20 protein-coding genes are annotated in these 20,098 nt (G+C 72.9%); 14 read left to right on the plus strand and 6 right to left on the minus strand.

What is annotated here, in order from left to right; genetic code table 11:
• The first annotated feature begins 92 nt into the window (after positions 1 to 92).
• A complete protein-coding gene (locus tag OHL10_RS04790) occupies positions 93 to 1,439 on the plus strand; it encodes a M20/M25/M40 family metallo-hydrolase (protein WP_265521051.1) in 1,347 nt (448 codons plus the stop codon).
• Between the two features lie 93 nt (positions 1,440 to 1,532).
• Here the strand turns inward: OHL10_RS04790 and OHL10_RS04795 are convergent, their stop codons facing one another.
• Complete coding sequence (locus OHL10_RS04795) at positions 1,533 to 1,766, minus strand: DUF5703 family protein (protein ID WP_265521052.1); 234 nt, start codon at positions 1,764 to 1,766, stop codon at positions 1,533 to 1,535.
• A 69-nt stretch (positions 1,767 to 1,835) separates the two neighbouring features.
• On the opposite strand from OHL10_RS04795, the gene OHL10_RS04800 reads away from it, so the two are divergent.
• Positions 1,836 to 2,189 (plus strand): primosomal protein, encoded by a 354-nt coding sequence (locus tag OHL10_RS04800; RefSeq protein ID WP_265521053.1) that lies wholly within the window; start codon positions 1,836 to 1,838, stop codon positions 2,187 to 2,189.
• On the opposite strand, the gene OHL10_RS04805 is transcribed toward OHL10_RS04800, so the two are convergent.
• Positions 2,152 to 3,120 (minus strand): aldo/keto reductase, encoded by a 969-nt coding sequence (locus OHL10_RS04805; RefSeq protein WP_265521054.1) that lies wholly within the window; start codon positions 3,118 to 3,120, stop codon positions 2,152 to 2,154. The two genes, OHL10_RS04800 and OHL10_RS04805, sit on opposite strands and share 38 nt — an antisense overlap.
• A 78-nt stretch (positions 3,121 to 3,198) precedes the next feature.
• Here OHL10_RS04805 and uppP point away from each other — a divergent pair, with 78 nt between their 5' ends.
• Entirely contained in the window at positions 3,199 to 4,071 is an 873-nt protein-coding gene (uppP, locus tag OHL10_RS04810; protein WP_265521055.1) for an undecaprenyl-diphosphatase UppP, read from the plus strand.
• A 7-nt stretch (positions 4,072 to 4,078) separates the two neighbouring features.
• On the opposite strand, the gene OHL10_RS04815 is transcribed toward uppP, so the two are convergent.
• Positions 4,079 to 5,188 (minus strand): CorA family divalent cation transporter, encoded by a 1,110-nt coding sequence (locus OHL10_RS04815; RefSeq protein ID WP_265521056.1) that lies wholly within the window; start codon positions 5,186 to 5,188, stop codon positions 4,079 to 4,081.
• A gap of 76 nt (positions 5,189 to 5,264) precedes the next feature.
• Between OHL10_RS04815 and mshC the strand changes: the two genes are divergently transcribed.
• Entirely contained in the window at positions 5,265 to 6,539 is a 1,275-nt protein-coding gene (mshC, locus tag OHL10_RS04820; protein ID WP_265521057.1) for a cysteine--1-D-myo-inosityl 2-amino-2-deoxy-alpha-D-glucopyranoside ligase, read from the plus strand.
• 83 nt (positions 6,540 to 6,622) lie between these two features.
• Here mshC and OHL10_RS04825 read toward each other — a convergent pair whose 3' ends face one another.
• From OHL10_RS04825 to OHL10_RS04835, 3 genes are read right to left on the minus strand one after another with little or no spacing between them, the layout of a single operon-like run.
• The gene (locus tag OHL10_RS04825; protein ID WP_425498958.1) at positions 6,623 to 7,549 is read right to left on the minus strand and encodes a PAC2 family protein; all 927 of its coding nucleotides are present in this window, start codon (positions 7,547 to 7,549) and stop codon (positions 6,623 to 6,625) included.
• Positions 7,550 to 7,577: 28 nt separating this feature from the next.
• A complete protein-coding gene (locus tag OHL10_RS04830; RefSeq protein ID WP_265521058.1) occupies positions 7,578 to 8,594 on the minus strand; it encodes a COX15/CtaA family protein in 1,017 nt (338 codons plus the stop codon).
• Positions 8,591 to 9,439 carry an alpha/beta hydrolase gene (locus OHL10_RS04835; RefSeq protein WP_265521059.1) on the minus strand — a complete coding sequence of 283 codons (849 nt, stop codon included), beginning with the start codon at positions 9,437 to 9,439 and terminating at the stop codon, positions 8,591 to 8,593. Before OHL10_RS04835 ends, OHL10_RS04830 begins: the two co-directional genes overlap by 4 nt.
• Positions 9,440 to 9,499: 60 nt before the next feature.
• Here OHL10_RS04835 and OHL10_RS04840 point away from each other — a divergent pair, with 60 nt between their 5' ends.
• The 10 genes from OHL10_RS04840 (at position 9,500) to pafA (ending at position 20,043) form a co-directional block, all read left to right on the plus strand.
• Positions 9,500 to 9,979, plus strand: a complete 480-nt coding sequence (locus tag OHL10_RS04840; RefSeq protein WP_265521060.1) for a MarR family winged helix-turn-helix transcriptional regulator — start codon at positions 9,500 to 9,502, stop codon at positions 9,977 to 9,979.
• Positions 9,980 to 10,089: 110 nt separating this feature from the next.
• Complete coding sequence (locus OHL10_RS04845; RefSeq protein WP_322645520.1) at positions 10,090 to 10,854, plus strand: HAD family hydrolase; 765 nt, start codon at positions 10,090 to 10,092, stop codon at positions 10,852 to 10,854.
• A gap of 9 nt (positions 10,855 to 10,863) precedes the next feature.
• Positions 10,864 to 12,066 carry a site-2 protease family protein gene (locus OHL10_RS04850; RefSeq protein WP_265521061.1) on the plus strand — a complete coding sequence of 401 codons (1,203 nt, stop codon included), beginning with the start codon at positions 10,864 to 10,866 and terminating at the stop codon, positions 12,064 to 12,066.
• Positions 12,067 to 12,113: 47 nt separating this feature from the next.
• Positions 12,114 to 13,187 (plus strand): tRNA (adenine-N1)-methyltransferase, encoded by a 1,074-nt coding sequence (locus OHL10_RS04855; RefSeq protein WP_265521433.1) that lies wholly within the window; start codon positions 12,114 to 12,116, stop codon positions 13,185 to 13,187.
• Positions 13,188 to 13,350: 163 nt separating this feature from the next.
• A complete protein-coding gene (arc, locus tag OHL10_RS04860; RefSeq protein WP_265521062.1) occupies positions 13,351 to 15,006 on the plus strand; it encodes a proteasome ATPase in 1,656 nt (551 codons plus the stop codon).
• A gap of 82 nt (positions 15,007 to 15,088) precedes the next feature.
• Positions 15,089 to 16,726 carry a depupylase/deamidase Dop gene (dop, locus tag OHL10_RS04865; protein WP_265521434.1) on the plus strand — a complete coding sequence of 546 codons (1,638 nt, stop codon included), beginning with the start codon at positions 15,089 to 15,091 and terminating at the stop codon, positions 16,724 to 16,726.
• Positions 16,727 to 16,857: 131 nt separating this feature from the next.
• On the plus strand, positions 16,858 to 17,058 hold the full coding sequence (locus OHL10_RS04870) for a ubiquitin-like protein Pup (protein WP_265521063.1): 201 nt from the start codon (positions 16,858 to 16,860) through the stop codon (positions 17,056 to 17,058).
• 5 nt (positions 17,059 to 17,063) lie between these two features.
• Positions 17,064 to 17,936, plus strand: coding sequence for a proteasome subunit beta (gene prcB, locus OHL10_RS04875; RefSeq protein WP_265521064.1), 873 nt, complete (start codon positions 17,064 to 17,066; stop codon positions 17,934 to 17,936).
• Positions 17,933 to 18,673 (plus strand): proteasome subunit alpha, encoded by a 741-nt coding sequence (prcA, locus tag OHL10_RS04880; protein WP_265521065.1) that lies wholly within the window; start codon positions 17,933 to 17,935, stop codon positions 18,671 to 18,673. The genes prcB and prcA overlap by 4 nt, the downstream gene beginning before the upstream one ends.
• Positions 18,674 to 18,681: 8 nt before the next feature.
• Positions 18,682 to 20,043 (plus strand): Pup--protein ligase, encoded by a 1,362-nt coding sequence (pafA, locus tag OHL10_RS04885; RefSeq protein WP_265521066.1) that lies wholly within the window; start codon positions 18,682 to 18,684, stop codon positions 20,041 to 20,043.
• Positions 20,044 to 20,098: the final 55 nt, after the last annotated feature.

Raw genomic sequence — 20,098 nt, forward strand, 5'->3', positions numbered from 1 at the left:
GTAGAACTCCAGTTCCCGAGCGAGAACCCCGGTCGATGACCAGGGTTCTACCTCGGCGACGGGGGTTCTACCTCGGCGGGTAGCGTGGGCGCATGACCTCTCTGCACCCGCACCCCGGCCCCGGCCTCTCCGTACCGACCGCTGAGCAGGAGGTCGCGCGGATCTGCCAGGACCTGCTGCGGATCGACACCTCGAACTTCGGTGACGGCTCGGGTCCGGGCGAGCGGGCCGCCGCGGAATACGTCATGGCCTCCCTGCAGGAGGTCGGGCTCGATCCGGAGCTGTTCGAGTCCGCACCGGGCCGGGCGAGCGTCGTCGTGCGCCTCGCGGGGGAGGACTCCTCGCGCCCGGCGCTCGTGCTGCACGGGCACCTCGACGTGGTGCCCGCGCAGGCCGACGACTGGTCCGTCGACCCGTTCGCCGGCGAGGAGATCGACGGGCTGCTGTGGGGCCGCGGCGCCGTCGACATGAAGGACATGGACGCGATGATCCTCGCGGTCGTGCGCCAGATGGTGCGCGAGGGGCGCAAGCCCGCCCGCGACGTCGTCGTCGCGTTCTTCGCCGACGAGGAGGCCGGCGGGACGTACGGGGCGCGCTACGCCGTCGACCACCGGCCCGAGCTCTTCGAGGGCGCGACCGAGGCGATCAGCGAGGTCGGCGGCTTCTCCGTGGACATCGACGGCCGCCGGGCGTACCTGCTGCAGACGGCGGAGAAGGGCATCGCCTGGCTCCGGCTCGTCGCCGACGGTCGCGCGGGGCACGGATCGCAGGTCAACCCCGACAACGCCGTGACGCACCTCGCCGCCGCCGTCGCGCGCATCGGCGCGCACCCGTGGCCCTACACGCTGACGCCCACGGTCGACGCCCTGCTGCGCGGTGTGGCCGACCTCACGGGCCTCGGCTACGACCCCGCGGACCCGGGTTCGGTGGACGCGCTCGTCGCGGCACTGGGCCCGGCGTCGCGGTTCGTCGGCGCCACCGTGCAGCACACCTCCAACCCGAGCCAGCTCGCCGCCGGGTACAAGGCGAACGTCATCCCCGGCCGCGCGGAGGCCACCGTCGACGTGCGTCTCCTGCCCGGGCACGAGGAGGAGGGCATGGCCACGATCGAGGCGCTCGCGGGCGAGCACGTGCGCATCGAGCCGATCCACCGCGACATCTCGCTCGAGGTCCCGTTCACCGGCGACCTGGTCGACGCCATGGTGGCCTCGCTCGTCGCCGAGGACCCGGGCGCGTCCGTCCTGCCGTACACGCTCTCGGGTGGCACTGACAACAAGTCGCTCGCGCGCCTCGGGATCACCGGCTACGGCTTCGCCCCGCTCCAGCTGCCGGCCGACCTGGACTTCTCGGGGATGTTCCACGGCGTCGACGAGCGGGTCCCCGTCGCCTCCTTGCGCTTCGGCGTGCGGGTCCTGGACCGCCTCCTGCGCACCTGCTGACCCTTACCCACTCCTACCGCTGTGGGCGGGACGGTGGCGGGAATCCGTGGCCGGATTCACGCCACCGTCCCGCCCACAGCGGTGTCGGGTGGGTCACAGCGTCGAGCGCACCCGGATGATCTTTCGGCGGAGCCAGACGCGGCGCTCGCCGCCGACGTACAGGCGGGTGCGGGCCAGCTCCCAGCGGCCGTACTCGGCCTCGTCGGTGAGTATCCGCCTGGCGTCGGACCCGCTCGTCGAGCGGTCGATCGTCAGCACCCGGTACTCGTACTGACCGCCCTCGGAGGCCCAACGGGAGTCGTTGCGCGATGTCGTGCTGCTCGCCACCTGTCACCATCCCCGGCTCGTTCCCGTTTACGTGTGCCATTGTGCCTCTCCCAGCGCTACCGTCAGGGTATGACCGTTGACCCGCGTGCCGCCCTCGACCGGTTCGTCGCTGCGCTGGAGGCCCACTACCACGCCGTGGCCGCACGACGGGGGGACGACGACCCCGCCGTCGACGACGCCTACTACGTCCTCGCGGACGCGTTCGAGGTCTACGACGAGGCGCTCGGCCAGGTCCACGGCGAGGCGACGCCGTTCTACCTCGCGGAGGACGACGACGACGCGGATGACGACTCCGACGACGATGCGGATGACGACGCGGACGACGACGACCTCGAGGACGACGAGCTGGACGTGCTGGAGGACGACCTGGTCGTCACCGACGGCGTCACCAGCGCTCGGGGTAGCCGACCGGGATCGCGCTGACGTCGTCGAGCGCCTCGCGCACGGCGGCCGGGAGCTGGACGTCGAGCGCGGCCAGCGACGACCTGAGCTGCGCGGGGGTGCGCGCGCCCACGATCGCGCTCGAGACCTGCGGGCGGCCCAGTAGCCACCCGAGCGCGACGTCGAGCGGTGCACGACCCAGCCCGTCGGCGGCCGTGACGACCGCCTCGACCACCGCGGACGAGGCACCGTCGAGGTAGGGCTGCACGAACCCGGACAGGTGCGGTGACGCACCCCGGGAGTCGGCGGGCAACGAGGTGCGGTACTTGCCGGTGAGGACGCCCCGGCCCAGCGGCGACCACGCGAGCAGGCCGAGACCGAGCTCCTCCGCGGCGGGCACGACGTCGCGCTCGACCCCGCGCTGGAGCAGCGAGTACTCGAGCTCGACCGCTGCCAGCCCGACGTCGCCACCCGCCCGGAGCTGGGCGGCGGCGTACGCGGCCGCCCACGCAGGGTGGTTCGAGAGCCCGACGTAGCGGGTGCGCCCGCTCGTGACCGCCAGCCGCAGGGCGGAGAGCGTCTCGTCGAACGGGGTGCGCGGGTCCGGGGAGTGCACCAGGAAGAGGTCCACGTGGTCGGTGCCCAGCCGTGCGAGCGAGGCGTCGAGCGAGTCGATCAGCGCGCCGCGGGACGCGTCCACGCCACGACCGTTCGCCGTCCGCCGGATGCCGGCCTTGGTGCACAGCTGCACGTCGCTGCGACCGACCTTGGTGCCGAGCAGGCTCCCGATGAGCGTCTCGCTGTCCCCGTCGGCGTACGACGCGGCCGTGTCCACGAGGGTCCCGCCGGCGTCGACGAAGTCCCGCAGCTGCTCGGCCGCGTCCAGCTCGTCGGTGTCCCGACCCCACGTCATGGTCCCCAGGCCCAGCTGCGAGACCCGCAGTCCGGTGCGACCCACTTGGCGAAGTTCCATGAGCGGCAGGCTACCGGCGCGAACTGCGCGCCGCCGGGTGCGCCGCGCAGGGGCGTCGTACGGGTATCGTGACCGCTCGTGAATGCGTGGGAAGCGATCCTCCTCGGCCTCGTCCAGGGCCTCACCGAGTTCTTGCCGATCTCGTCGAGCGCGCACCTGCGCATCGTCGGGGAGCTCATCGGCTCCGCCGACCCCGGTGCCGCGTTCACGGCGATCACCCAGATCGGGACGGAGGCTGCCGTCCTGCTGTACTTCCGGCGCGACATCGTCGAGATCTGCGGCGCGTGGTGGCGGTCGTTGCGCGGTGACCACGGCACCGACTGGCGCTCGCGCACGGGCAAGCACGACCACCAGGCCGCGATGGCCTGGTTCATCGCGCTGGGTTCCGTGCCGATCGTGGTCCTGGGGCTGGCGTTCCAGGAGTCGATCGAGAACACCTTCCGCAACCTCTACCTGACGGCGTTGATGCTGGCGGTCTTCGCCCTCCTGCTCGGCTGGGCGGACATCGTCGGCCAGAAGCGCCGCACGCTGCGCGAGCTCTCCCCGCTGCAGGCCGTCGGGTTCGGGTTCGCGCAGGCGCTCGCGCTCGTCCCCGGCGTCTCCCGGTCGGGCGGGACCATCACCGCCGGCCTCCTCATGGGCTTCACCCGCGAGGCCGCGGCCCGCTACTCGTTCCTGCTGGCGATCCCGGCCGTGATGGGGTCGGGCTTCTACCAGCTCGGCAAGTCGATCGGGGAGCCGGTGCCCGGCGCGCCCGGGTTCGCGCCGACGCTCCTCGCGACCATCGTCGCGTTCGGTGTCGGGTACCTCGTGATCATCGCGTTCCTCAAGATCGTCTCGACGTACAGCTACCGCCCGTTCGTGTACTACCGGCTGGTGCTCGCGGCACTCGTCGTGGTCCTCCTGCTCGCCGGGGTGCTCCAGCCCGAGGGCGGGGCGCTCGCCGTCTGAGCGCGCGTCACAGCCAGCCCGCCCGCCGGAACGCGCGGAACAGCACGGTGCACCCGGCCGCCATGACCGCAAGGGCCAGCGGGTAGCCGAGCACCCAGTGCAGCTCGGGCATGTGCGTGAAGTTCATCCCGTAGATCCCCGCGACCACGGTCGGGAAGACGATGATGGCCGCCCACGCCGAGATCTTGCGCATGTCCTCGTTCTGCCGCACGGACACCCGCGACAGGTGCACGGAGAGCATGTCCGACAACAGATCGTCCTGGGCGTCGAGGTGGCGGTCGATCCGCTCGACGCTCGCCGCGAGCCGGTCGAGGACACGCCGGTCGAACGCGATCCGCGAGCCCTCGGCGCCGTCGAGGAGCTCCGGGAGCTCGGCGGCGAGGGGCATCAGGGCGCGCCTCGCCTCGCTGATCTCGCGCTTGAGGCCGTAGATCGCCGGTGTCGGGTCGCTGCGTGACGCACCGAACACCGTGTGCTCGACGTCGGCCACCGCGTCACCGAGCTCGAGCTCGACCTGCGAGCCGCGCGAGACGAGCGCGACGAGTGCCGTGCCCGTGACCCGGATCGCGGGCCGTAGCGACGGGCCGGTCGCCGCGGCGCCCACCACGGGCCCGTCGTGCGTGGGTGGGCCGGCCTGGGCGAGGCGGCTCAGCACGTGCTCGTGCACCTGGGCGTCGCCGCTCTCGAACGTCACCACGACTCCCGGTCCCGTGAGGCACTTGAGCTCGCCCGTGCTCACCTGACGGTCGTCCTCGGTGAACCAGACCGTCGGTGCGGCGACCAGCAGCCAGTCCTCCCCGAGGTAGGCGACGTGGGCGAACGCGCGCCGCATCCCGGCGGCGTCGTCGTGCCGCAGCCCCGCCAGCAGGCGTCGTACCTCGGGGTGGAGGCTCTCCGCGAGCGCCCGGAACGACGTGACGTCGGCCACGCGGACCCAGAGCGCTGCGCCGTCGGTCCCGCTGAGGTCGCCCAGCGCCGCGACGTCGAAGGTCGCGTCGGCCCCGGCCACGGGCGGTGTGATCTCCTCGGCCGCACCGGGGACGGCGGGGACCCGCCACGCGCGCACGGCCCGCGCCGCGGGACCGGGAGGTGCTGGTGGAGTGCTCGACGGGGCCATGCTCGCATTCTGGACCGGGAGCCACCCGGGCGCCTTCCGGTCTGGCCGCTCGGCGGGAGGCGGATAAGGTTGTCGCGTGCACAGCTGGCCCTCCCCACAGATCCCCGCCCTGCCCGGAAGAGGCCTTCCGGTCCGCGTGCACGACAGCACCACCGGTGAGCTCGTCCTCGCGGCGCCCGGCGATCGGGCAGCCATGTACGTCTGCGGCATCACGCCGTACGACGCCACGCACATCGGTCATGCCGCGACGTACGTCGCGTTCGACCTGCTCGTGCGGGCCTGGCGCGACGCCGGTCAGGAGGTCGTCCTCGCGTCGAACGTGACCGACGTCGACGACCCGCTGCTGGAGCGGGCGACGGCGACCGGCGAGGACTGGCGCGAGCTCGCCGTCCGGCAGACGGCGCTGTTCGCCGAGGACATGACGGCGCTCGGCGTCGTCCCGCCGGACGTCTTCATGGGCGCCGTCGAGTCCGTCCCCGCGGTCGTCGAGGCCGTCGAGAAGCTCGTGGCACAGGGTGCGGCCTACCGCGTCCCGGTCGAGCCCGGCGCGGGCGGCGACAACCCGTTGCTGGGTGACGTCTACGCGGACCTCAGCGCGGACCCCGACTTCGGCGAGGTCGCGCGGTTCTCGCGCGACGAGATGGTGCGGCTCTTCGCCGAGCGCGGCGGGGATCCCGAGCGCGAGGGCAAGAAGGACCCGCTCGATCCGCTGCTCTGGCGGCGCGAACGGCCCGGTGAGCCGTCCTGGGACGGCGGGAGCCTCGGCTCCGGACGGCCCGGCTGGCACGTCGAGTGCGCGGTGATCGCCCGCGACGCCCTCGGCCTGCCGTTCGACGTGCAGGGCGGGGGAGCGGACCTGCTCTTCCCGCACCACGAGATGTCGACGTCGCACGACCGCCTGCTCGGCGACGGCAAGGGCGCCGCGACCCACGTGCACGCCGGGCTCGTCGCGTACGAGGGCGAGAAGATGAGCAAGTCGCGCGGCAACCTCGTGTTCGTCTCCGAGCTGCGCGCCGACGGCGTCGAGCCCATGGCCGTGCGGCTCGCCCTGCTCGCGCACCACTACCGCGGCGAGTGGGAGTGGACCGAGGCGGACCTCACCGCCGGCGCCCGCCGGCTCGACACGTGGCGCGACGCGGTCTCCGGCAACGGCGGACCCGACGCGGCACCGACGCTCGACGCCGTGCGGGCCGCGCTCGCCGACGACCTCGACGCACCCGCGGCGCTCGCGGCCGTCGACGCCTGGGCACGGCTGTCGCTCGAGCCCGGCCGCGACACCTCGGCGGACACCGAGGGCGCACCGGGGATCATCTCCCGCGCGATCAACGCGCTGCTCGGCGTCCGGCTGTGACCCGGGCGCTCGCCGGGCACTGATCCTCGAGCCCGGGCACCGATCCGCGAGCCGGCCCGAGGCCCCCGGGGGGTGCTGACCGCTCAGGCCGGCGGGCCCTTGTCGCCCTTCTCACCGGTGTCGCGCCGGCGCAGGTAGCGCTCGAACTCGCGGGCGATCGCCTCGCCGCTGGCCTCGGGGAGCTCTGCGGTGTCCTTCGCCTCCTCGAGCTGGTGCACGTACTCCGCGATCTCCGCGTCCTCCTCGGCGAGCTCGTCGACGCCATGCTCCCAGGCCTGGGCGTCCTCCGGCAGGTCGCCGAGGGGCACGGGCTCGGAGAGCAGCTCCTCGACCCGCGAGAGGATCGCGAGCGTCGCCTTGGGCGACGGCGGGTGCGCGACGTAGTGCGGCACCGCGGCCCACAGGGACACGGACTGCATCCCGCGCTCGGACGCCGCGTGCTGGAGGACCCCGACGATGCCGGTGGGCCCCTCGTAGGTGCTCGACTCCACGTCGAGGACCGCCTGCAGACCCGTGCTCTCCGACGTGGCGGTCATGGGGATGGGCCGGGTGTGCGGGACGTCGGCGAGCAGGGCGCCCAGCGTCACGACCGTCGTCACGCCGTGGCGCTCGGCGATGTCGAGCAGCTCGCGGCAGTACCGGCGCCACCGCATCGACGGCTCGATACCGTGCACGAGCAGCACACGCCGCCCGCTGCCGGGCACGAGCGCGCTCGCGACCGTCGTCGTGGGCCAGGTGATCTCGCGGCTGCCGTCCTCCGCCTCGGTCACGACGGGACGGTTCACCTGGAAGTCGTGGTACTCCTCGGGGTCCAGCTCGTCGACGTCCACCGCGCCCCAGACCTCGTGCAGGTGCAGCAGCGCCGACGTCGCGGCGCTCCCGGCGTCGTTCCACCCTTCGAACGCGGCGAGCATCACGGTCTGCCGGCTGCCACCGGGGCGCCCGGGCCGCGGTGTCTCGTCAGGCGCGCGGTCAGGTGCGCCGTCGGGTGTCTCCCACATCTCGCTCATCGTCCCAGGGTATGCGGAAGCGAGGACGTTACCCCGCCCTGTCGAGGACGGGGAGCGTGTCGTCCTCGGACCTTCCCTGCCCGGCTGCCCGCCGACGGTCCCCACCGGCGACCAGCATCGCGGTGACGGTCGTGGCCGCTGCCAGCAGGGCGGCGAGCACCATGTGGGCGCCGACCGCCACGGCGGGCAGCCCGTTGCGGGCCTGGTAGACGCCGAGCAGGACCTGCACGACCTGCAGGGCGAGGAGACAGGCGAACCACGCCCGGGCCCGCAGGGCGCGTACCCGGGCCACGACGGTCAGCGACGCGGTGACGAGGGCGAGCAGGTAGCTGGGCCACGCGTGGACGTGCTGCAGCAGCTCCGCGTCGAAGCCGTTCCTCCCCGCCAGCGGGTCGCCCGAGTGCGGCCCGGCACCCGTGGTCAGGACGCCCAGGAGCACGGTCGCGGCGGCCGTCACCACCATGACGCCGGTCGCCCGCACGAACCACCCGGGCACCGGAGCGGTCTCGCGAGCCCCGGACGGTCCGCGCAGGCGGACCAGGAAGGCTGCGCAGACGCAGACCAGGGCGACCGAGGCCACGTAGTGGAACCCGACGACGAAGGGGTTGAGCCCGGTCAGCACGGTCACCCCGCCCACGAGCGCCTGCGCCACGACGCCCAGCACGACCGTGCTCGCGAGCAGGGCGAGATCTCTGCGGTCGTGCCGGACCTTCACCACCAGCAGGAGAACCACCGCCGCGGCGATCCCGACGACCCCGGTCAGGGTGCGGTTGCCGAACTCGATGAGGCCGTGGATCCCCATCTCGGGCGTGCTCACCAGCGAGTCCGCCGTGCACAGCGGCCAGGTCGGGCAGCCGAGGCCCGACGACGTCAGCCGGACCGCCCCTCCGGTCCCGATGATGAGCACCTGCGCGGCGAACGAGATCCACGCCGCGACGACCACCCGACGATCGATCCGGTCCGGCACGCTGCGCCACCACCGCCGCAGCACGCGGCCCGCGGTCCCGCGGCGCTCGCGGGTGTCCTGGAGCGGGGCCGGGCTCAACGGCCCGCAGACGTCAGGAACGGGACGAGCGCCTCGGTGATGCGTGCACGGGCCTCGTCGTCGGTGATCGTCGGTGTCCCGTCCCCCGACTGCGGCCCGTAGTCGCCGAACTGGGCGTGGGAGGCGCCTTCGATGCGCACGAGCTCGGTGTCCTCGGGCATCAGGGGCAGCGACTCGTCGATCGTCTCCTGCGAGACCAGCGCGTCCTGCGTGCCCGAGACGGAGAGGGCGGCCAGGTCCGCGCGGCCCGAGAGGTCGCCGAGCGAGCAGTAGGACGCCAGGAGGACGAGGGCGTCGACCTCCTCGGACTCGGCGTACGTGCAGGCCCTGACCCCACCCATGCTGTGCCCGCCCACGGCCCAGACCTCGACGTCGGCAGCGAGCGCCGTGAACGCCTCGAAGGGGCGGCGCTCGAGGATCGCGAGGTGGAGGAACGGCTCGACGACGACGACGGTCGTGCCCTCCGCGGCGAGCTCGTGGAAGGTCGCCGCGTACGCCTGCGGCTCGACCTTGGCCCCGGCGAGGAACACGAGGCCGCGGCCGTCGCTCGCGCCCGTCGGGGTCATGACGACGGCGTCGCCCTGGTCGTCGAGCCGGACGCGCGGGTCGTCGCGCACGGCGGCGATCCCGTCCGGCTCGGCGGCGTAGGTGTCGTTCGCCCAGACGAGGAACGCACCGACGGCGACGACGAGCGCCGCGAGCAGCGAGAGCGCGACGATCTTGGCGACCCGGCGGGCGCGGCGCCTGCGGGGACGGTGCGCGTCGGCGGCGGTCGGCGCTGCCGGGGACGTCTCGTCCCCACCGGGCTGGACGGGCTGCGCGGGGTGCGCGAGCGGCGAGGGCATGGAACGACTCCCGGGTAGATGGTACGGCTACCGTAGCATCTTGGCGGGTAGGGTGGTCCCGTGGAAGAACACCCCGACGCCGGTCGCACGCTGTCCGTGGGCCTGCTCCGGGACCTCCAGGACGCGATCGGAGAGGCCGGTTCGGCCGTCGCCCACCGGCTGCAGATGAGCGCCACCGACGCCGCGGCGATCGAGCACATCTCCCTGTCGGCCGACCGCCTGGGACCCGGGGAGCTGGGGGCGCGCCTGGCCGTCACCCGATCCTCGGCCACGGAGATCGTGGACCGGCTGGTGCGTGCCGGGCACGTCGAGCGGGTGCGTGACGACGCCGACCGCAGGCGGTTCCGCCTCGAGCCCACCGAGTCGGCCCGTGACCGCGTCCGCGGCGAGCTCGAACCGTTGGTACGGGCGTTGGACGCCGCCGCGGACGGCTTCTCCCCGGCGCAGCAGAGAGCCATCGCGGCGTACCTGACGGCCGTCACCTCCGTGTACCGGGACTTCGCCGCGGCCCCCGACCCCGAGCCGCGCCCGACGCCGTAGTCGTCGGCCCGGGCACCTCCTCGCGGCGCAGGGCCGGCGCCGGGAGCCCGACCGTGCGGTTAGAGTCGAGTGCTGCACGGCACGGTGCACGGTGACGGATGGAGCTCTCTTTGGCACGCGGATCTGACGACGCCCTGGCAGGTCAGGTGCTCTCGGCGACCGACCGGCGGCACCTGCTGCCGGAGGCGGTGCTGTGGGACATGGACGGCACCCTGGTCGACACGGAGCCGTACTGGATCCGCGGTGAGCACGAGCTCGTCGAGGCGCACGGCGGGACCTGGTCGCACGAGCAGGCGCTCGCGCTCGTCGGCAACCCGCTGCCCGAGTCCGCGCGCCTCCTGCAACGCGCCGGCGTCGACCTCCCCGTGGAGGAGATCGTGACGTACCTCCTCAAGCGCGTGGGGGAGCAGGTCAGGGAGCAGGTGCCGTGGCAGCCCGGGGCGCTCGAGCTGCTCAGCGCGCTCCGGGCCGAGGGCGTGCCGTGCGCGCTGGTGACGATGTCCTACCGTGCGCTGGCGCAGCCGATCGTCGAGCTCGCCCCGGCCGGGGCGTTCGACGTCCTCGTGTGCGGGGACGAGGTGGAGCACGGCAAGCCCCACCCCGAGCCGTACCTGGTCGCCGCGGAGCGGCTGGGTGTCGACGTGACGCGGTGCGTCGCGATCGAGGACTCGCCCGCGGGCATCGGGTCGGCGCGGGCCGCCGGGGCCGCGACGCTCGGCGTGCAGGCGGTCGTGCCGGTGCGCCGGCAGGCTGGTCTGAGCCGGACCCCGACCCTCGAGCGGGTCGACCTCGCGCTCCTGCGTCGGATCGCCGCGGGCGAGGTCGTCGACCTCATGGCGGAGGACGACGCCCTGTCCGCCGGCGGTCCTCACTAGGCTGGCCGGGTGGACAGCACAGGGCCCGCGGGCCGGGAGCCGACCGGACGCGCCGCACCCGGGCGGGCGCCGTCGCGCACCAAGGGATGGGTGATCGGCCGCGTCGCCGGTGCGCCCGTGATCCTCACCCGGTCGTGGTTCCTCGCGGCGGCGATCCTCACCCTGCTCTTCGCGCCGACCGTGCAGCGGGCCGCCCCGCAGCTGGGCGGCGGGATCTACGTCGTCGCGTTCGCGTTCGTCCTGCTGCTCTTCGGCTCGGTGTTCCTCCACGAGGTCGCGCACGCGCTCGTCGCACGCGCACGGGGCCACGAGGTCACCGAGCTCGCGGTCACGCTCTGGGGCGGGCACACCGCGTACGCGGGCTCGTCGCGCCGCCCCCTGGACGGGGTGCTGATCTCCGTGGTCGGGCCGCTGACGAACCTGCTCCTCGGCGGCGCGTTCTGGCTCGCCTTCCAGGCGCAGGCCGTGCTCGGGGTCCCGGCCCTGCTGCTGTACGCCGCCGCGTTCGCCAACGTGTTCGTCGGGGTGTTCAACCTCCTGCCGGGCCTGCCCCTCGACGGCGGGCAGATCCTCGAGTCCGTGGTCTGGGCCGCCACCGGCTCGCGCACGCGCGGCACCATCGCGGCGGGCTGGGTCGGACGCGCCGTCGCCGTCGGGATCGTCGTGTGGGCGTTGACGTGGCCGCTGAGCCGTGGGGCGCAGCCCGACCTCTTCACCGTCGCGTGGGCGGCGCTCATCGGCGCGTTCCTGTGGTCCGGCGCCGGCTCGGCGATGCGTGCCGGTCGCGCCCGCGAGGCCGTGGCGGCGATCTCCGTGCGCGCGCTGGCCCAGCCGGTCGTCACGGTGCACCCCGGATCGGCGGTCGCGGACGCCGTGCGCGCCCTCGCCGCGGCGCCGGGCGCCCGTGCGCTCGTCCTCGACCCCGCCGGGACGCCGGTCGCGTACGTCGACGACGCCGCGGCGCGCAGCGTGCCCGAGGCCGACGCGACCCGGACCCCTGTCTCCGCCGTCAGCGTCGGGCTGCCGCCCGCCGCGCGCGTCGACATCGAGGCGTCGGGCGCGGACCTGGTCGACCACCTGGCGGCCACGGCGCGGTCCACCTCGCTCGTCGTGGTGACCGACGCCGGACGGGTCGTCGGCGCGCTCGACGTCACCCGGGTCATCGCCGCCCTGCAGAGCGCGCGCGGAGGGTCACGACCCGCCCGACCGTAGGATGGTGCCCCGTGACCCACGAGCCCGAGGTACCCGCAGCGTCCGAGATGCCCACCGAGCCGCAGGTGCGCGCCACGTCGACCGGCCACCAGACCGGCGGGGCCACGGGCGCCGACCAGCGCCGCGGCCTGCTGCGCACGGGCGACAAGGTGCAGCTCACCGACCCGCGCGGTCGCCTGCACACCATCACGCTCGCGCCCGGTGCGACGTTCCACACGCACCGCGGCTACTTCGCCCACGACGACCTCATCGGCCGCCCCGAGGGGTCGGTCGTGCGCAACACCGCGGGCATCGAGTACCTCGCGCTGCGTCCGCTGCTCAGCGACTACGTGCTCTCCATGCCGCGCGGCGCCGCCGTGGTCTACCCGAAGGACGCCGGCCAGATCGTCGCCATGGCGGACATCTTCCCCGGTGCGCGCGTCGTCGAGGCGGGCGTCGGCTCGGGTGCGCTGTCGATGTCGCTGCTGCGCGCCGTCGGCGACCACGGATCGCTGCACTCGATCGAGCGGCGCGAGGACTTCGCGGACATCGCGCGCGGCAACGTCGAGACGTTCTTCGGCGGGCCGCACCCGGCCTGGGAGCTCTCGGTCGGCGACCTCGCCGACGTGCTGCCGACGATCGCCGAGCCCGGCACCGTCGACCGGGTCGTGCTGGACATGCTCGCGCCCTGGGAGAACCTCGGCGCGACGGCGGTCGCGCTCGCGCCCGGTGGTGTCCTCGTCTGCTACGTCGCGACGACGACGCAGCTCTCGCGGCTCGCCGAGGACGTGCGCGCCGACGGTCGCTACGCCGAGCCGGTCGCCTGGGAGTCGATGGTGCGCGGCTGGCACCTCGAAGGGCTCGCGGTGCGTCCGCAGCACCGCATGATCGGGCACACCGGGTTCCTCCTGACCACCCGCCGTCTGGCCGACGGGACCGCCCCGCCCGAGCGCAAGCGCCGCCCGGCGAAGGGCGCCTACCCCGAGGAGAGCCAGTGGCTGCCCGAGGACCTGGGGGAGCGGCCCGTGTCGGAGAAGAAGATCCGCCGCGTGCGCCGCGACGTGGGCCACGGCACCCCCACCGACCAGACCGCCCCGACGGACCAGTCCGGCCCCGGCGTGCAGGGCGACTCGACCGACTGAGCCGCCCGGTGACCGTGGCGTGACGGTCCGGTAACGATCGCGTACCACCCGTCTCACCAGGGGTGTCCTGTCTGTGCGGCGAGGACGATTGTGCCTAAGGTCATGCTCTCGGCCGGATGGTGCGACGCCGGCCGGGCGAGCTGCCTGCGAGAGGGGACACCCCATGAGCCAGACACCAGGTGACGAGCACGGCGCCCGGAGCACGGCACGAGAGATCGCGCTGCTCTCCGCCAAGAACGAGCGCCTCGCCGAGGCGCTGCGCGCCGCGCGCGACCAGATCATCGACCTCAAGCGCCAGATCGACGACCTGGCGAAGCCTCCGGGCACGTACGCCGTGTTCCTGGCCGCGCACCCGGACGGGTCGGTCGACGTCTCGGCCGCGGGGCGCAAGATGCACGTGGGCGCGAGCCCGAGCCTCGAGCTGGACCACCTGCGCCCCGGCCAGGAGGTCAAGCTCAACGAGGCGATGACGGTCGTGGCCGCGGGCGGCTACGAGCAGACGGGCGAGATCGTCACCGTCAAGGAGGTGCTCGACGCCGACCGCGTGCTGGTCGTCGGCCGCGCCGACGAGGAGCGCGTCGTGCGCCTGGCCGGTTCGCTCGTGGACGGCCCGCTGCGCGTGGGCGACTCCCTGACGATCGACACCCGGAGCGGCTTCGTCTTCGAGGTCATCCCGAAGTCCGAGGTCGAGGAGCTCGTGCTCGAGGAGGTCCCGGACATCCGCTACGAGGACATCGGCGGGCTCGGTCCGCAGATCGAGCAGATCCGCGACGCGGTCGAGCTGCCGTTCAGCCACCCCGACCTGTTCCGCGAGCACGGCCTGCGCCCGCCGAAGGGCGTGCTGCTCTACGGCCCGCCCGGGTGCGGCAAGACGCTCATCGCCAAGGCGGTCGCCAACTCGCTCGCGCACACCGTGGCCGCGGCCCGCGGGGAGGACGTGAGCGACGGCTCGGCGGGGGTCAAGAGCTACTTCCTCAACGTCAAGGGCCCCGAGCTGCTCAACAAGTACGTCGGCGAGACGGAGCGGCACATCCGGCTGATCTTCGCGCGGGCGCGGGAGAAGGCCTCGCAGGGCACCCCGGTCGTCGTGTTCTTCGACGAGATGGAGTCGCTGTTCCGCACGCGCGGGACGGGCCTGTCGTCCGACGTCGAGACGACGATCGTCCCGCAGCTCCTCTCCGAGATCGACGGCGTGGAGCGGCTCGACAACGTCATCGTCATCGGTGCGTCCAACCGTGAGGACATGATCGACCCGGCCATCCTGCGCCCGGGACGCCTCGACGTGAAGATCAAGATCGAGCGCCCGGACGCCGAGGGCGCCAAGGAGATCTTCGCGAAGTACCTCACCACGGACCTGCCGATCCACCCCGACGACCTCGACGAGCACGGTGGCGACGAGCGCGAGGCCATCGACGCGATGATCCGCAGCGTCGTGGAGCGGATGTACTCCGAGGAGGAGGAGAACCAGTTCCTCGAGGTGACCTACGCCAGCGGTGACAAGGAGATCCTGTACTTCAAGGACTTCAACTCCGGGGCGATGATCCAGAACGTCGTCGACCGCGCCAAGAAGTCTGCGATCAAGGACCTGCTGGCCACGGGCCGTCGCGGCATCCGCGTCGAGCACCTGCTGACGGCGTGCGTGGACGAGTTCAAGGAGAACGAGGACCTGCCGAACACCACGAACCCCGACGACTGGGCGCGGATCTCCGGGAAGAAGGGCGAGCGCATCGTCTTCATCCGCACGATCGTCCAGAAGAAGGGCGAGGGCTCGGCGCCCCGCACGATCGACACCGTGACCAACACGGGCCAGTACCTGTAGCACCGCCGCCGCGCCCGGTGGACACCGTCGACCGGGCGCGGGTGGTCCGGCATAGGGTGTGCGCGTGAGCGTGCGTCGAGTGATGGGCATCGAGACCGAGTACGGCGTCCTGCAACCCGGGCGGCCGCTCGCGAACCCGATGCTGATGTCCAGCCAGGTCGTGACCACCTATCGCGCGCTCGCCGCGCGCAGCGACGGCGCACGCGGTCGGGCCCGCTGGGACTACGACGACGAGGACCCGCTCGCGGACGCCCGCGGGTTCCACCTCCCGCGGGCGTCGGCGCACCCCTCGCTGCTCACCGACGACCCGGAGCGACCGGCACCGTCCGGCCCGGACGCCTCGGCACCCGGTGCCCCGGGGGAGGGCGACGCGGCCCCGGACGGCTTCCAGGAGCTGGCGCGCCCGACCGCCGAGGAGTACGACGACCCGAGCGCCGCCAACGTCATCCTCACCAACGGCGCGCGGCTCTACGTCGACCACGCGCACCCCGAGTACTCCTCGCCCGAGGTCACCTCCCCGCTGGACGGCGTGTGCTGGGACGTGGCGGGCGAGCGCATCATGCTGGCCGCGGCGCGCGAGCTCGCGAACGTCCCGGGTTCCGAGGTGGCGCTCTACAAGAACAACGTCGACGGCAAGGGCGCCAGCTACGGCACGCACGAGAACTACCTCGTCGAGCGGGCCGTGCCGTTCTCGACGATCGTCGAGCTGCTCACACCCTTCCTCGTCACCCGCCAGGTGTTCAGCGGCTCGGGCCGCGTCGGGCTCGGGCCCGGCGGCGAGGAGGACGGCTTCCAGATCTCCCAGCGCGCCGACTACGTCGAGGCGGAGGTGGGTCTGGAGACCACTCTGCGCCGTCCGATCGTCAACACGCGTGACGAGCCGCACGCCGACCGGGCCCGGTGGCGCCGACTGCACCTGATCATCGGCGACGCGAACCTCTTCGAGGTCGCGACGTACCTCAAGCTCGGCACGACCTCGTTGGTGCTGTTCGTCCTGGAGCGTCTCGACGACCTGCCCGACGGCGTGCGGGCGACCCTGGCCGGTCTGCGCCTGCGCGACCCTGTCGGGGACGTGCACCGGGTCAGCCGCGACCTCGACCTCACCACGCGCCTCGACCTGGCGGACGGCCGTCGCCTGACGGCGCTGGAGGTCCAGCGCGCCTACGCCGAGGTCGTCGCCGGGTCGCTCGCCGCGCTCGGGACCGACGCCGCGAGCGAGGCCGCGCTCGAGCGGTGGCGCTCGGTCCTCGAACGGCTCGCGACCGACCGGAGGTCGTGCGTGCGCGAGGTCGAGTGGGTCGCGAAGCTGCGTCTGCTCGACGGGCTGCGGTCGCGGGACGGCATCGACTGGGGGCACCCACGGCTGGCCGCGATGGACCTGCAGTGGTCGGACGTGCGACCGGAGCGGGGTGTCTACCACCGCCTGCTCGCGGCGGGCGCCGTCGAGCGGCTGGTGGACGAGACCGCCGTCGCGCAGGCCGTCCACCACGCGCCGGAGGACACCCGCGCGTACTTCCGCGGGGAGGTCATGGCCCGGTACGGCGACCAGGTCTCCGCCGCGAGCTGGGACTCGGTGATCTTCGACGTCGCGGGCGCCCCTGCCCTGCAGCGGGTGCCCATGATGGACCCGCTCCGGGGCACCCGGGCACACATCGGCGCCCTGCTGGACACCAGCCCGGACGCGGGCGCCCTCCTGGCGGGTCTGTCGGGGACGCGGTGACGTCCAGGGCCTAGGCTGGAGGTCGGGGAGCGAGTCTCCCTGCAGGTCCGGCACGTGGCCAGCACACGTGACGGGCACGACGTACGACGAGCGTGGGGCTCCCCTCACGCTTCAGCACCGAGGAGGCATCCATGGCGGGTCAGGAACGTACGAGCGGGTCGCACGAGGATCGCCGTCCCGACGACGACGCCGATGCGCCGGCCGTCCCCACGGCTCCGTCCACGCAGGCGCGCGACGCCGAGGTCGACTCGTTGCTCGAGGAGATCGACGAGGTGCTCGAGTCGAACGCGGAGTCGTTCGTCCGGGGCTTCGTGCAGAAGGGCGGGCAGTAGGACCTGTGAGCACCGATCGTTCAGGGCGGCTGCCTGACGCCTTCAGGACACCAGGATCCTCGTCGTTCGTCGACTTCCTCACCGGGCACGCACCGGAGATGCTCCCCTCCCACCGGGACACCGGTGCCGGGGCGGCCGGGGCGCAGCTCGCGCCGCACGCGACCACGATCGTCGCGCTGACCTTCGACGACGGGGCGCAGAGCGGGGTCGTCATGGCCGGCGACCGTCGGGCGACGATGGGCTCGATGATCGCGCACCGGGAGATCGAGAAGGTCTTCCCGGCGGACGAGTACTCGGCCGTCGGGATCGCCGGCACGGCCGGGATCGCCGTCGAGCTGGTGCGGCTCTTCCAGCTCGAGCTCGAGCACTACGAGAAGATCGAGGGGACGCTGCTCTCGCTCGACGGCAAGGCGAACCGGCTCTCGACCATGATCCGCCAGAACCTCGGCCTGGCGCTGCAGGGCCTCGCGGTCGTCCCGCTGTTCGCGGGGTACGACCTCGACCGCGGTGCGGGCCGGATCTTCTCCTACGACGTCACCGGGGGGCGGTACGAGGAGCGTGACCACCACAGCGTCGGCTCGGGGTCGGTCTTCGCCCGCGGCTCGCTGAAGAAGCTCTGGCGTCCCGGTCTCGACGAGGCCGGTGCCGTGCGCACGGCGCTCGAGGCGCTGTTCGACGCGGCCGACGACGACTCCGCGACGGGCGGGCCCGACACCGTCCGGCAGATCTGGCCGGTGGTGGCGACGGTCACGAGCGCCGGGTACCGGCGGGTCGACGACGACACCCTCGGCCGGGTGGCCGACCAGGTCGTGGCGGCCCGCGGCGACGACGCACGCCGGGCGGGAAGTCACCGCCGGTCAGGGGAGGAGCCCTCATGAGCATGCCGTTCTACGTCTCGCCCGAGCAGCTCATGAAGGACCGCGCGGACTTCGCGCGCAAGGGCATCGCGCGCGGGCGGTCCGTCGTCGTGATCCAGTACGCCGACGGGATCGCGTTCGCCACCCAGAACCCGTCCCGTGCGCTGCACAAGATCTCGGAGATCTACGACCGGATCGCGTTCGCCGCGGTCGGCAAGTACAACGAGTTCGAGAACCTGCGGGTCGCCGGCGTCCGATACGCCGACCTGCGCGGCTACTCCTACGACCGCTCGGACGTCAACGCGCGGGGCCTCGCGAACGCGTACGCGCAGACGCTCGGCACGGTCTTCACCACCGAGTCCAAGCCGCTCGAGGTCGAGCTCGTGGTCGCCGAGGTCGGCGAGAGCGCGGCGCAGGACCAGATCTACCGGCTGTCGTACGACGGATCGGTCGCCGACGAGCAGGGTTTCGTCGTGATGGGCGGCGAGGCGGAACGGCTCGGTCGCGCGCTCGGCGAGCGGTGGGAGCCCGGGCTCGGGCTCGCCGACGTCCTGCGGCTCGCGGTCACGACGCTCGGCGCCGGGGGTGCGGCACCCACGGCGTCCGCCGGCGACCAGCAGGACGGGAACGCGCCTTCCGAGGAGGCACGTATCCCGGCGAGCCAGCTGGAGGTCGCCGTGCTGGACCGCACGCGCCCGCGCCGGGCGTTCCGGCGACTGACCGGCCCCGTGCTCGACGAGCTGCTGTCGGCGGAGTAGGAGCGTTCATGGATCGCAGGATCTTCGGCCTGGAGACCGAGTACGGGGTGACATGCGCGTCCGACGACGGGCGCGGGCTGTCGGCCGACGAGGTGGCGCGTTACCTGTTCCGCAAGGTCGTGGCGTGGGGCAGGTCGTCGAACGTGTTCCTGCGCAACGGGTCGCGGCTGTACCTGGACGTCGGCTCCCACCCGGAGTACGCGACGGCCGAGTGCGACGACATCCGCCAGCTCGTCGCCTACGACCGCGGGGGCGAGCGGATCCTCGAGGGGTTGATCGCCGACGCCCAGCAGCGCCTCGAGCACGAGGGCCTGCCGGGCAAGATCCACCTGTTCAAGAACAACACCGACTCCGCGGGCAACTCCTACGGCTGCCACGAGAACTACCTCGTGCGCCGGCAGGGTGACTTCGCGCGGCTGTCGGACGTCCTCGTGCCGTTCTTCATCACCCGGCAGGTCCTCACGGGTGCGGGCAAGGTGCTCACGACCCCTCGCGGTGCCGTGTACTGCCTCTCGCAGCGGGCCGACCACATCTGGGAGGCGGTCTCGAGCGCCACGACCCGGTCGCGGCCGATCATCAACACGCGCGACGAGCCGCACGCCGACGCCGAGCACTACCGCCGGCTGCACGTGATCGTGGGCGACTCGTCGATGGCGGAGACGACGACGATGCTCAAGGTCGGGGCGACGGACCTCGTCCTGCGCATGATCGAGGCGGGCGTGCCGATGCGGGACATGGCGCTGGAGAACCCGATCCGCTCGATCCGGGAGATCAGCCACGACATGACGGGGCTGCACCCCGTCCAGCTCGCGAGCGGACGCACGGTGACCGCGGTCGACCTGCAGGGGGAGTACCTGCAGCGGGTGAAGGAGTTCGTGGACGCGAACGTCGACCCGACTCCCATCGTCAAGCAGGTGCTCGACCTGTGGGAGCGGGGCCTGCGCGCGCTCGAGACCGACGACCTGTCGTTGGTCGACCGGGAGCTCGACTGGGTGATCAAGCTGAAGATCCTGCGCCGCTACCAGGCCAAGCACGGGCTCGAGCTCGACGACCCCCGGATCGCCCGTCTCGACCTCGCCTACCACGACATCTCGCGCACGGAGGGCCTGTACAACCTGCTCGCCGCGCGCGGCATGGTCGAGCGCGTGACGACGGACCTCGAGGTCTTCGAGTCCACCGCCGTCCCGCCGCAGACCACCCGGGCCAAGCTTCGGGGCGACTTCGTGCGGGCCGCGCAGGACGCGCGCCGGGACTACACGGTCGACTGGGTGCACCTCAAGCTCAACGACCAGGCCCAGCGGACCGTGCTCTGCAAGGACCCGTTCCGCAGCGTGGACGACCGGGTGGATCGGCTCATCGAGTCGATGTGACGTCGATGTGACGTTGATCTGACCCGCGCGTGCGGGCGCGCCGTGCGCCGTCTGG

The organism is Oerskovia flava, assembly GCF_026163685.1.
In the GTDB taxonomy this organism is placed as follows: domain Bacteria; phylum Actinomycetota; class Actinomycetes; order Actinomycetales; family Cellulomonadaceae; genus Oerskovia_A; species Oerskovia_A flava.

What these genes read in the sequence shown, in the direction of transcription:
- OHL10_RS04790 (WP_265521051.1), top strand. Translation starts at nt 93, where the DNA reads ATGACCTCTCTGCACCCGCACCCCGGCCCCGGCCTCTCCGTACCGACC.
- OHL10_RS04800 (WP_265521053.1), top strand. Translation starts at nt 1,836, where the DNA reads ATGACCGTTGACCCGCGTGCCGCCCTCGACCGGTTCGTCGCTGCGCTG.
- OHL10_RS04805 (WP_265521054.1), bottom strand. Translation starts at nt 3,120, where the DNA reads ATGGAACTTCGCCAAGTGGGTCGCACCGGACTGCGGGTCTCGCAGCTG.
- OHL10_RS04815 (WP_265521056.1), bottom strand. Translation starts at nt 5,188, where the DNA reads ATGGCCCCGTCGAGCACTCCACCAGCACCTCCCGGTCCCGCGGCGCGG.
- OHL10_RS04825 (WP_425498958.1), bottom strand. Translation starts at nt 7,549, where the DNA reads ATGAGCGAGATGTGGGAGACACCCGACGGCGCACCTGACCGCGCGCCT.
- OHL10_RS04835 (WP_265521059.1), bottom strand. Translation starts at nt 9,439, where the DNA reads ATGCCCTCGCCGCTCGCGCACCCCGCGCAGCCCGTCCAGCCCGGTGGG.
- OHL10_RS04855 (WP_265521433.1), top strand. Translation starts at nt 12,114, where the DNA reads ATGCCCACCGAGCCGCAGGTGCGCGCCACGTCGACCGGCCACCAGACC.
- arc (WP_265521062.1), top strand. Translation starts at nt 13,351, where the DNA reads ATGAGCCAGACACCAGGTGACGAGCACGGCGCCCGGAGCACGGCACGA.
- dop (WP_265521434.1), top strand. Translation starts at nt 15,089, where the DNA reads ATGGGCATCGAGACCGAGTACGGCGTCCTGCAACCCGGGCGGCCGCTC.
- OHL10_RS04870 (WP_265521063.1), top strand. Translation starts at nt 16,858, where the DNA reads ATGGCGGGTCAGGAACGTACGAGCGGGTCGCACGAGGATCGCCGTCCC.
- prcA (WP_265521065.1), top strand. Translation starts at nt 17,933, where the DNA reads ATGAGCATGCCGTTCTACGTCTCGCCCGAGCAGCTCATGAAGGACCGC.
- pafA (WP_265521066.1), top strand. Translation starts at nt 18,682, where the DNA reads ATGGATCGCAGGATCTTCGGCCTGGAGACCGAGTACGGGGTGACATGC.